General features: G+C 36.9%; 8 protein-coding genes. 1 reads left to right on the forward strand and 7 read right to left on the reverse strand.

The genetic code is table 11. The features are described 5' to 3' along the window. Window positions 1–27: 27 nt before the first annotated feature. From uvrA to ftsE, 6 genes are all read right to left on the reverse strand, one after another. On the reverse strand, window positions 28–2,886 hold the full coding sequence (uvrA, locus tag F8153_RS00360; RefSeq protein WP_151864357.1) for an excinuclease ABC subunit UvrA: 2,859 nt from the start codon (window positions 2,884–2,886) through the stop codon (window positions 28–30). 2 nt (window positions 2,887–2,888) lie between these two features. Next, entirely contained in the window at window positions 2,889–4,880 is a 1,992-nt protein-coding gene (uvrB, locus tag F8153_RS00365; RefSeq protein WP_151864358.1) for an excinuclease ABC subunit UvrB, read from the reverse strand. 453 nt (window positions 4,881–5,333) lie between these two features. Next, a complete protein-coding gene (locus F8153_RS00370; protein WP_151864359.1) occupies window positions 5,334–6,551 on the reverse strand; it encodes a S41 family peptidase in 1,218 nt (405 codons plus the stop codon). Window positions 6,552–6,705: 154 nt separating this feature from the next. Beyond that, window positions 6,706–7,854, reverse strand: coding sequence for a murein hydrolase activator EnvC family protein (locus F8153_RS00375; RefSeq protein WP_151864360.1), 1,149 nt, complete (start codon window positions 7,852–7,854; stop codon window positions 6,706–6,708). A gap of 23 nt (window positions 7,855–7,877) precedes the next feature. Beyond that, window positions 7,878–8,774, reverse strand: coding sequence for a permease-like cell division protein FtsX (ftsX, locus tag F8153_RS00380; protein ID WP_151864361.1), 897 nt, complete (start codon window positions 8,772–8,774; stop codon window positions 7,878–7,880). Continuing rightward, window positions 8,764–9,450 (reverse strand): cell division ATP-binding protein FtsE, encoded by a 687-nt coding sequence (gene ftsE / locus F8153_RS00385; protein WP_151864392.1) that lies wholly within the window; start codon window positions 9,448–9,450, stop codon window positions 8,764–8,766. The genes ftsX and ftsE overlap by 11 nt, the downstream gene beginning before the upstream one ends. 213 nt (window positions 9,451–9,663) lie before the next feature. Between ftsE and F8153_RS00390 the strand changes: the two genes are divergently transcribed. Next, window positions 9,664–10,236 (forward strand): 5-formyltetrahydrofolate cyclo-ligase, encoded by a 573-nt coding sequence (locus tag F8153_RS00390; RefSeq protein ID WP_151864362.1) that lies wholly within the window; start codon window positions 9,664–9,666, stop codon window positions 10,234–10,236. Window positions 10,237–10,469: 233 nt separating this feature from the next. Here F8153_RS00390 and F8153_RS00395 read toward each other — a convergent pair whose 3' ends face one another. After that, complete coding sequence (locus tag F8153_RS00395; protein WP_151864363.1) at window positions 10,470–12,869, reverse strand: Lon protease family protein; 2,400 nt, start codon at window positions 12,867–12,869, stop codon at window positions 10,470–10,472. Window positions 12,870–12,941: the final 72 nt, after the last annotated feature.

A 12,941-nucleotide genomic window follows, 5' to 3' on the forward strand; every position in this document is an offset into this window, starting at 1 on the left:
TATTTTATCTCTATACAGAAGAAATTTCTATAGGATTTTATGCTCATTTAATTCAGAGATAAGAATTCTTTTTAGGAATTGCCCAGTATAGGATTTTTTAATAGCAGCTACAGCTTCAGGTGTCCCTTCTGCCACAATCTCCCCACCATTGATGCCTCCTTCTGGGCCAAGGTCAACTATATGGTCTGCAGTTTTTATAACATCAAGATTATGCTCTATAACCAGCACTGTATTGCCTGTATCAACCAATCTTTGCAGTACATTAATCAACTTATGGACATCAGCAAAATGTAAGCCCGTCGTAGGTTCATCTAAAATATATAGGGTTTTACCAGTACTGCGCTTACTTAACTCTGTTGCCAGTTTTATTCTTTGGGCTTCTCCTCCAGATAGTTGGGTGGAGGGTTGACCTAATTTTATATATCCTAATCCTACTTCAAATAAAGTTTCTAATCTTCTTTTGATCTTTGGAATATTTTCAAAGAAATCTAAGGCCTCTTCAACATTCATATCGAGGACATCGGCAATGGTCTTGCCTTTATATTTGATTTCTAAGGTTTCCCTATTGTACCTTTTCCCCTTACATACCTCACATGGAACATATACGTCTGGCAAGAAGTGCATTTCAATTTTAATAATTCCATCTCCCGTACAGGCTTCACATCTTCCACCCTTTAGATTGAAGCTAAATCTTCCTTTTTGGTAGCCCCTCATTTTTGCCTGTGGAGTTTGGGCAAATACATCTCTAATATCATCAAACAAGCCTGTATAGGTGGCAGGATTTGATCTAGGTGTCCTTCCAATGGGTGATTGATCAATTTCAATTACCTTATCAAGAAACTCTAATCCTTCAATTGATTTATGGGCTCCGGCCTTAGCCTTAGCTCCATTTAGCTCATGGGCTATTTTTTTATACAAAATATCATTTATTAAAGTACTTTTTCCCGAGCCAGAAACTCCAGTAACACAAGTAAATACTCCCATAGGTAATGACACATTTATATCCTTTAGATTATTCTCCTTGGCTCCCTTAATCTTTAACCATTTTCCATTAGGTTCCCTTCTTTGCTGGGGAATTTCTATTCTCCTAGCACCACTTAAATATTGCCCTGTGATGGAGTCCTTACAATTGATGATGTCCTCTACAGTTCCTTTAGCCACCACCTGACCACCATGGATTCCAGCCAAGGGACCAATATCCACTATATAATCAGCCTCATGCATTGTATCTTCATCATGTTCAACAACAATGACAGTATTTCCTATATCGGTTAAATGCCTTAAGGTTTTTAAAAGTCTATCATTATCCCGCTGATGTAATCCAATACTGGGCTCATCTAGAATATATAATACCCCCACTAAACTTGATCCAATTTGTGTGGCAAGACGTATTCGTTGAGATTCTCCTCCAGAAAGGGTACCTGCACTTCTTGATAAGGTCAAATAATCCAATCCAACATCTACTAAGAAGCTTAAGCGTTCCTTAATCTCTTTTAGTATCTGATGGGCTATCATCCTACTTCTATCATCAAGCTTTAGCTGATTAAAGAAATCCCTTACTTCCCTTATGGACATCTCAGTAATATGGTGAATATTTTTCTCTCCTACGGTAACAGCCAATATTACGTCCTTTAACCTGGCTCCGTTACAGCTTTGACAGGGACTTTCACTCATAAATTCTTCTATTTTCTCCCGCATATAATCGGAATTGGTTTCTCTATGGCGTCTTTCGAGATTTGGAATAACTCCTTCAAAAGCAGCTGAAAAGGTTCTTTTACCAGAATACTTTGATTCATATTCAAAGGTGACCCTTTTTCCATTTGTTCCATAGAGGATTTCATCCACAAAATCCTTTGGCAAGTTTTTAACTGGAGTATCGATGCTGATCTTATATTCTTTGGCTAGCTGCTCCAGCATTTTAAAGTAATAGGTATCTTCCGATTGACCATTTGTTCCTGCCCATGGCAAAATTGCCCCTTGTCTGATACTCAATCTTTCATCAGGAATAACCAATTGAGGGTCTACCACCTTTTTATGACCTATACCATTACAGGTTGGACAAGCTCCAAAGGGACTATTAAAGGAAAACATCCTTGGTGACATATCCTCTATTCCAATACCATGCTCTGGGCATGCAAATTTTGTGGAGAATTGTGTTTCTTCCCCACCTATAACATCTACTAAAACCAACCCCTCTGAAAGCTTTAATACCGTTTCAATGGAGTCAGCTAAACGTTGTTGGGAGCCTTCCTTAATGATAATCCTATCCACCACCACTTCAATGGTGTGCTTCTTGGTTTTTGCTAATTTAATATCGTCATGGAGCTCCATCACTTCACCATCAATTCTAATCCGAACATAGCCTTCCTTCTTTATATCCTCCAGAAGCTTAGCATGCTCTCCCTTTTTGCCTCGTACTACTGGTGCTAAGAGCTGTAGCCTTGTCCCCTCTCCGAAATCCATAATCTTATCCACAATCTGCTCAACAGTCATCTGGGTAATTTCCACTCCACATACTGGACAATGGGGAATTCCTACTCGAGCAAATAACAATCTTAAATAATCATAAATCTCTGTAACAGTACCCACTGTTGATCTTGGGTTCTTGCTGGTGGTCTTTTGATCGATTGATATAGCAGGTGATAATCCCTCAATATACTCTACATCTGGTTTTTCCATTTGGCCAAGAAACTGTCTTGCATAGGCAGACAAGCTCTCAATATAACGTCTTTGACCCTCTGCATAAATGGTATCAAAGGCCAATGAGGTTTTACCAGAGCCAGAAAGCCCGGTAAAAACAACAAACTTGTCCCTTGGAATCTCTAAATCAATGTTTTTTAAATTGTGCTCCTTGGCACCCTTAATAATAATTTTGTCCCTTACCACTATTACACCTCTTCTGCTAGTGAATTTTCCTTTATCATTCGTTTAATTTTGTCCCTAAGGTCTGCAGCCTTTTCAAATTCTAAATTCTCTGCTGCATTAAACATTTCAACCTCTAATCGTCTTATTTCGTCAATTATTTCCTGTTGATCAGCAACAGATTTGCCCTTATTTCCATAGCCTTCCTCTGTTTCTGCAACCTTTGTGATTTCAATAATATCCCGAACCTTCTTCTCGATGGATTTAGGATTTATATGATTCTCTATATTATATTGATGCTGAATTTGTCTTCTTCTTTCGGTTTCTCCAATTGCTCTTTCCATAGAACCGGTAATTTTATCAGCATATAGGATAACCTTACCCTCAACATTCCTTGCAGCTCTTCCGATTGTCTGAATCAATGAGGTCTCTGACCGAAGGAAGCCTTCCTTGTCGGCATCCAAAATAGCTACTAAAGAAACCTCTGGGATGTCTAAGCCTTCCCGTAGTAGATTTATACCCACCAACACATCAAAAGCACCAAGCCTTAAGTCTCTAATAATCTCCATTCGTTCCATAGTATTAATATCAGAGTGAAGATATTTTACTGCTATGCCCATTTCCTTAAAATAGTTGGTTAAATCCTCTGCCATTTTCTTGGTCATGGTTGTTACTAGAACTCTTTGCTTTTTATCTGTTCTAAGCTTAATTTCTCCAATAAGGTCATCAACTTGTCCCTTGACAGGCTTCACCTCAACGATGGGATCCAATAGTCCTGTAGGTCTAATAATTTGTTCCACCACTGGTGCTTCCTTTGCCATCTCATAGGGTCCAGGTGTTGCACTAACATAAAGAATTTGATTCACCATTCCTTCAAACTCATTAAATTGTAATGGGCGATTATCAAAGGCAGAGGGTAATCTAAAGCCATAGTCAATCAGGGTTTCTTTTCTAGCACGATCACCATTATACATCCCTCTAATTTGGGGTATTGTCACATGGGACTCATCCACGATGATCAAATAATCCTTAGGAAAGTAATCCATTAAGGTGTAGGGCCTACTACCAGCGGCCCTACCCGTTAAATGGCGGGAGTAGTTTTCGATACCTTGACAAAAACCCAACTCCCTTAACATTTCTATATCATACATGGTTCTCTGTTGTATTCTCTGGGCCTCCAAAAGCTTGTCTTTGCTTTGAAAGTATTTTACCCGCTCCACCAGCTCTTCTTCAATTGCTGAAATGGCCTTCTCAATCTTCTCATAACCTGTTGCGAAGTGGGAGGCAGGAAAAATGGATATATGGCTTCTAGTTGCCAGAATCTCTCCCGTTAATGGGTTTACCTCTGTAATAGATTCTATTTCATCCCCAAAAAAATCTATCCTAATGGCCTTTTCTGCAGCGGAGGCTGGATATATTTCAACTACATCTCCACGAACTCTAAAGGCACCTCTAACAAAGTTTATGTCATTTCTTTCATATTGTATATCTACAAGCTTTCTTAAAACCTCATCTCGATCCTTTATCATTCCTGGCCTCAAGGAGAGGGATAATCTACTATATTCCTCCGGGTCCCCTAGTCCATAGATACAGGATACACTGGCTACAATTATTACATCCCTTCTCTCCAACAAGGAAGATGTAGCCGAGTGACGAAGCTTATCAATTTCGTCATTAATGGAGGCATCCTTCTCAATGTAGGTATCAGAATGAACCACATAGGCCTCTGGCTGATAATAATCATAGTAACTTACAAAGTATTCTACTGCATTATCTGGGAAGAATTCCTTAAATTCACTACATAGCTGGGCTGCCAAGGTTTTATTATGGGCAATAACCAAGGTGGGTTTCTGTACCTTTTCTATTACATTGGCCATGGTAAAGGTTTTTCCTGAGCCAGTAACCCCCAATAGAGTTTGGTGTTTATTTTGTTTCATTATGCTTTCCGTTAGCTGAGTAATAGCCCTAGGCTGATGGCCTGTAGGCTTATAATCCGAATGAATTTTAAACTTTCCCATAAAATCACCTCAATAATTTCAGTTTATAGTTAATAGTTCAGTAATGAGTAATTAGTAAAGAGTAATTAGTAATTAGTAATTAGTAATTAAGGATAACGATTTAAGATTTAAAGATTATTATTAAATTACAGAATGGAAATTTACATAGTAAATTTCTTCAATAATTCAGCATTCAACATTTATCATTCAACATTGTAATTACAAAGAACATTTGTTCGCACATTTAATTATAACCTTACCCTAGAGGATTGTCAACTTCATATAAAAAAATCCCAATTGGGATTTTTTTATAGTTTTTAATTAATAATTTTATTGTAAGAAAGATATTTAGTATATTCCTATCACTTTCATTTTTAATTCTTCATTTTTCATTTTTCATTTTTAATTCTTCATTCTTCATTTTTCACTTTTCACTTTTAATTTTTCACTTTTAACTTTTCACTTTTCACTTTGTTAATTTCCAATCTTCTCCAACATAACCTCAATAGCTTTTTGTAGTTGGGTATCATCTTCTCCTTCAACCTCTTGACCTTCAAGATCTTCTGGTAATTTGACTTCTATGTCTGGATCAATACCAGTTCCATGGATATAGTTTCCATCGGGGGTATAGTATTGGGAAACAGTAAATTTAAAGCCAGTTCCATCAGAAAGGGGCTTAAACTGTTGAACTAAACCTTTTCCAAAGGTAGTAGTACCAATAATGGTTCCTGCTTCTCCATCCTTTACCGCTCCTGCCAAAATTTCAGAAGCACTTGCACTACCTTCATTAACCAGCAACACCAATGGATAATCAACTTTTTCTTTATCAGATTTCTCTACTTTTCTAACACCATGGCGATCCTCGGTATAAACGATCACCTGATCACCTAGTAGCATATCAGCTATTTCAATACAGGTTGTTAATAACCCTCCGGGATTATTTCTTAAATCAACTATTAAGCCCTGAATGTTTTTCTCATCAAGGTCTGTTAAATGCTGTCTAAAGTCATTAGCAGTTTCCTCATCAAAGGCTGTTAATCTTATATAGCCTATATCATTTTCCAACACTTCAGATCTAACAGTTTTTAATCTAATTTCTTCTCTAGTTATATTAAGCTCTATAAACTCTTTGGCACCCTCCCTCAGTATAGATAGGGTTACTGGAGTGCCAGGCTCACCCTTCATTATATCCACTGCTTGATCTAACTTTTCTCCAAAAATATCTTGGCCATCAACTTTAATGATTTTGTCTCCAGTTTTTATTCCAGCCCTTTCACCGGGAGTATCCTCAATTGGTGAAACAACGGTAACATATCCGTCCTCCCCGGGAGTAACGATGATTCCGATTCCCCCATATGTACCTTGGGTTCTTGTGATTAAATCATTGTATTCCTTTTCATTCATATAAACAGTATAGGGATCGTCAATGCTTTCAAACATCCCTCTTACAGCTCCTTCAATCAATTTATGCTCATCAAGCTCTTGGTAGTAATTTTCTACAAGATAATCCTTTAAGGTAAATAGTTTTCCATACTCATCTTTAAGTCCTTTATAAAATTCATGGGTGCCCTTGGTAATAATCACCTTATTGCCTATTTGCAATGCAATTAAGTTCCCAACAGTGATATTTAGTACTGTTGTAATAATAATTAGGATTATTGCACCAATAAGAGCTTTTTTCTTGCTTATCATCCTTATCTCCCCTTCAGCTGATGCTTAATTTGATATCTAATTATAGCTTATTAATACCCATTATAACATATACTTATTATCTAAGGAAATTTTCAAAACCGAAAAATTCAGCCAGGGAGTACTCCCTGGCTGTTAGCTTAACTATATAATCATGCTACTTACCCTTTACATAGGGTATTGGATCTGAGTGTTTTCCATCCTTTCTAACCTCAAAGTGAAGATGGGGCCCTGTTGAAAAACCAGTACTTCCTGCTGCAGCAACCTTTTGACCCTTGGATACCTCATCCCCTACTGAAACAACCAGCTTAGAGTTATGGGCATAAAGGGTTATGATTCCTCCACCATGATCTATCATAATTACTTTTCCATATCCCCCCAAATTACCAGCATGTACAATTTTTCCCCTAGTGGCAGCTACTATATCCGTTCCAGTAGGGGCCGGTACATCTATACCGCTATGGAATTCTCGTCTTTTGGTAATTGGATGGGTTCTATATCCATAAGGGGAGGAGATTCTAGTGTGACCCTTTACAGGCCATTGCATTTCTCCGCCTACATATTCATTATCAGACTGAAGTTGTCTAATCATATTTTCAGATTCCTCAATCTGCTTTTCAAAGGCTTTAGCTTGCTTTTCTAGTTCTACTTTATCGGCTGCTAATTCCTTTCTAAGTCTTTCTTGAGTACCTCTGCTGGCAATGATATCCTTATGTTTCCCTTCAGCTTCACCCTTTAATACAATTAGCTCTGCCCTTTGATTCTCTAGCTGGGCCTTTTTATCATCAATCTTATCCCTTTCGGCCTGTAGATATTTTAATAAATCTACATCATGTTTTACGATTAGCTTTACCATATCAAAATTGCTTAAAAACTCGGAAAAGTTCTTAGAGCTTAATAGTACTTCTAAATATCCAATGTCTCCATTTTTATACATGGTATTTAATCTACTGGCAAATAAATCTTCTTTAACCTCAATATTATCTTCAGCCTCTTGAAGCTCTTCTGTTGTCACAAGGATTTTCTTTTCAGTGGTTTCAATATCTTTGTTTAATAAAGCAATCTCATATTCAGTTTTCTCTATTAGAATCTCCAAACGTTGAATTTCAGCATAAACCGACTTTTGCTTCTGCTCATTCTGTTTAATGTTCTTTTCAGCCTGTTGTAGTTGCTGATTTAGGCTATCTATTTTCTTGTTTAAATCATCAACTTCCTTATTATTAGTGCTATTGGCAGACACCGCCAAAGAAGAGATTGTTAAAATAACCAACAGAAATATACACAGTATTTTACTTTTCCTTTTCATAAAGATTATCCCCCTTTAACGATTTAAACTCTTAAATGCTTTCTTAAGGAAACTATACTACCAAGAGCACCTACTCCAGCTCCTATAACAGCAAACATCATCATAGTTCTACCCATTAATATATCTAAGGGTAATAGGTAGGCACTGAAGACTACCGTAAATTTATTGTTTATTGCATCAAAGGTATATCCATACCCATAACGTACTACCACCAACGCAATCATTGCACCTAATAAACCTAAAATAACTCCCTCCACAATGAAGGGCCAACGTATAAACCAGTTGGTGGCTCCTACGTATTTCATAATGTTAATCTCTTGTCTTCGGGCATTTAATGCAAGTTTTACGGTGTTGGATATGATAAACATAGCCACCAGAATCAATATTCCGATGAGGGCTAAGCCTACTGTTCTTATAAAGCCTGCAATTTTCAAAAGGTTTTCTATGATTTCCTTATAATATTTTACCTCATCAACACCCTCTAGATTTTTTAAATTTGAGACCACTCCGTCTGCATAATCAATACCTTCCAAATTTATTACATAGGAATTGGGTAAGGGATTCTCTTCTAAAGTCTCCAGTAGATACCCCTGTTCCCCCCATCGTTCCTTCATATTCAACATAGCTTGTTCCTTTGATTCATATAGAGCTGTTTCCACACCTTTTATAGCTTCAATATTACTCCCCAGTAGACTAATTTCTTCCTCTGTAAGTTCTTCTTGTACATACACCTGTACTGTGTCAAATTGTAGCTGCGTAAGACTAGCTATGTTGTTGATGTTTAAAACCAAGATGATAATCAAACCTAGTACAACCAGTGAAGCGGCAACAGAGGTTATTGAGGCTAAGCTCATATTCTTGTTTCTCCAAAGTCCAACAAAACCTTGCTTCATCATATATTTTAAGGTTCTAATCTTCATAGCCATATGCCCCCCTTTGCTGATCCCTTACAACTCTGCCTTTTTCTAGGGCTATAACCCTTTGCTGCATAACATCAACAATATCCTTAGCGTGGGTGGCCATTAGAATAGTGGTACCCCTTCTATTAATTTGTCTTAATACCTTCATGATTTCCCAAGCTGTTTCAGGATCTAGATTTCCTGTAGGCTCGTCGGCAATTAGTATGGAGGGATTGTTTACAATAGCTCTAGCTATTGATACCCTTTGTCTTTCTCCTCCCGAAAGCTGATGGGGGTACTGGGATGCCTTATCACTTAAGCCCACCATCCCCAAAACCATTGGCACCTGCCTTCTGATTTCCTTAGAGGATGCTTCAATGATCTCCATTGCGAAGGCTACGTTTTCATATACGGTTTTATTGGGAAGTAATCTGAAGTCCTGAAAAACTACCCCAATATTTCTTCTTAAGTATGGAATCCTTCGTCTAGATAGGTGGGTGATATCCTCATCGCTGACTATGATCTTACCTTCTGAAGGGTCTTCTTCTTTTAATAACAGTTTTATAAAGGTTGATTTTCCGGCTCCACTGGCACCAACGAGAAAAATAAATTCTCCCTTTTCTATTCTAAGATTAACATTAATTAAAGCATGTATCCCTTTAGAGTAATCCTTACTAACATTTCGCATCTCTATCAATGTCACCATCTCCAAATCTATTTTTATATTCGACATAACCTTTGAAAATCCTCTAGAAAAATAAAATATGGTAATAAATTACTAGTTATTTATCGATATTTGTAACTTCTTTTACTTTCTTATTATAACAATAGTCTATACCTGAATTCAATTGAATTGATTGCCAAAATTCTGTTACAATATTATTACAAATATTTTTATGGAGGTCTTCACATGAAAAAACAACTACGCCTAGAGACATTAAGGGCAAGAGAAGCTCTTAATAGTGAAGAGGTTCTGTTAAAAAGCTCATCTATAATCACTATCTTCAAAGAAAGCAATTTCTACAAAGAAGCTAAAAACATCATGATATATGTTTCCTTTAGAAATGAAGTAGATACCCTAGGGCTAATTGAAGAGATGATACAAGAGGGAAAAAGGGTGTTTATTCCTCTAACTGTGGATAAAACAAGGGAATTATTGGTTTCTGAAGTTCAGGATATTAAAGAGGATCTTGAAATAGGCAACTTTGGTGTACTAGAGCCTAAGAAGGAAAAGGAGAGAATTTTAGACCCTAATATTCTTGATCTGATTGTGGTTCCGGGGGTTTCCTTTGATAAACGAGGATATAGAATAGGCTATGGAGGAGGCTACTATGACAGATTTCTAGCTAAGCATAACGATATCACCACCCTATCATTGATCTTTCAATTACAGTTAATTGATCAGGTGCCCAACGATACCTTTGATATCCCGGTGGACTACCTCATAACAGAGAAAGAACTGATTAAATGTAAAGAAGACTAGAGAAAAAAGTTCAAACTTTTCAACTCCTATACTCTTAAATAATGAGAAATCTGCGGAGATAAGAATAAAAGAAGGCAAAAATTGCAGAAAAGTATTTTCAATGTCTGAGCCGAAGGTGAGTTTTGAAAATACCTGTAATTTTTAACTTCATCCTGCCTTTTGCCCGAGAGCGAATTTCTCAGTTTTAAAATATAGGAGTTTTTTTGTAACTCAAAAGCAAAGAAGACTAGAATCTAGTCTTCTTTGCTTTTTATATTCTCTGCCAATCGTTTTAGTTTTTGTGAAACCAGGTAGTTTATAGTGCCCTCTGGATACTCTCCATTTTCACCACTTACCCCCGCCGGAATGCCAGTTAAAATTTCTATTCCTTCATCGACGTGACCGATTGAATAGATGTGGAATTTATGCTCCTTTACAGCATCAATAACTTCTTTCTTTAACATAAGATTTTTAACATTCTGTTTTGGAATCATAACTCCCTGTTGCCCGGTTAATCCCTTCAGCTTACATATATCGAAGAAACCCTCAATCTTTTCGTTAACTCCTCCAATGGGTTGGATTTCCCCTTTTTGGTTAACAGACCCTGTTACAGCGATATATTGTTTAATGGGAACCTCTGCTATGCTGGATAAAATAGCATATAATTCAGTACTTGAGGCACTATCCCCATCGATGATAGAATAATTTTGCTCAAAGCTTATACTAACCGCTAAAGATAAGGGATTTTCTTGAGCAAACTTAGAGCCTAAATAACCACTTAGTATAAGAACTCCCTTGTGATGAATGCTACCGCTTCTTTGTATCTCTCTTTCAATACTGATGATTCCCGACTTCCCTCTATAGGTGGAAACTGTAATTCTACTGGGTTTTCCAAAGCTATGCTCTCCTGTTCCCATAACAGCCAACCCATTAATTTGACCTATTTTACTGCCATCTACGTCTATTAACAGATCCCCTTCTGCAATCATGTCGTTCAACTTTTCTTCGTACTTGCTGTTTCTATGAATTTTTTCCTCTATGGCCTTTTCTATGTGCTTAAGGGAAACGATTGGGTCATCGGCCATTTCTGCCCAAGCATCAGCCTCATATAGCACCTCAACAATTCTACTAAATCTTGAGCTTAGCTTCCCTTGATGGTCGGCTAACCTAGAGCTATATTCTATGATTCTGGCAACAGCGGCCTTATCAAAGTGCCTTAAGTTCTGGTTTTCACAATGATTGGTAATAAATTGCGCCATTCTATATACATTTTCGCCATCACGTTCCATCTCAATATCAAAGTCAGCCATAATCTTAAATAATTTTTTAAAATCTTCATCCATTTCATATAAACTCCGGTATAAATATGGATCCCCAACAAGAATTACTTTAATGTCTAGTGGAATGGCCTCTGGCTTTATAGAGGTTGTCATAATATAACCCATGGTTTTATTGAGGGATTCTATGCTTATCTCGCTATTCTTTAATGCCCTCTTTAAAGTTTCCCATGCATGGGGCTGGGTTAGAACCTCCCTAATATTTAATATTAAGAAACCTCCATTGGCCATATGCAATGCTCCTGGTTTAATCTGCATAAAGTCTGTTTTTAAAACACCCATTTCGTTACGATACTCTACAAAACCAAGAAGATTAGCGATATTGGGATTGGTTTCATTAATGATTGGTGCATGCTTTAACTCTTTATTATCTATAAATAGATTTACTTTATAACGAGTAAAGAACTCTTCCTTCAGCTTAACTTGGAGTAAAAGCTGCTGTTGATCAAGATTTCCACTCTCTTGGCTTCTATTAAACCAAGAAATATGCTCAACAATATCCTGCTCCAATTGGTTAATATACTCCACTATTGCATCCCTATGACCATAGCGTTTTATAAGTTTTTGAATAAAAAAGCTTATCACACCATATCCGGTTTTCTCGTCTAATTTCTTTATTCTATCGCGCATATCTTCTTCCAAAGTCTTTAACTGATTAAAGATTTCAAGGGTATCTAGATTTAGCTGATTGGATTTTTCCCGCAATTCTTCTAATTGGTCTTGACTTAAGTTGGTATACTCCTCCTGCTTCATAGGTCTTCCTTCAATTAGAGGTATTGTAACCAAACCCTGCTCTGATTCCTTAAATAGAAAACCATAATCTTTAGCTTTACTGTTAAGCTCTTCTATTATTCTTTGGTTGTTCTGTTGAAAATCACGAATGACCTCAGTTTTTAAGGTTTCATATTCTGTACTCTGAAAGGATAACGAAATCTCATTTTTTAGCTTATCAATCATGCCTTCAATGTCTTTTTTAAACTGACGCCCTAGACCTGCCTCCATATTTAAAGCATTAGGCTTGTCAGGATTCTTAAAGTTATAGACATAAACCCAATCATCAGGTATGGGCATTTCTTCAGACATTTTCTCTGTTATGGAATTGGCATAGCTACTCCTACCGGTTCCACTAATACCAGAGATATAGACATTGTAGCCCTTCTTTTTTATATTCAAACCAAAGGCTAGGGCTTCAACAGCCCTCTCTTGTCCTATTATTCCCTTTAATGGCTCCAAATCCTCTGTTGTGGTGAAGTCTAGTTCCTCAATTCTGCAAATACTACTCAATTGATCTGGTGATAATCTAAGCTTATCTATCATTTTACTTCCCCCTTCCACATTTATTTCATATATACCATAATAATGGATTTTTAATAATAAAAAAATAGTATA

This window comes from Alkaliphilus serpentinus (genome assembly GCF_009017255.1).
Classification (GTDB): Bacteria; Bacillota; Clostridia; order Peptostreptococcales; family Natronincolaceae; genus Alkaliphilus_D; species Alkaliphilus_D serpentinus.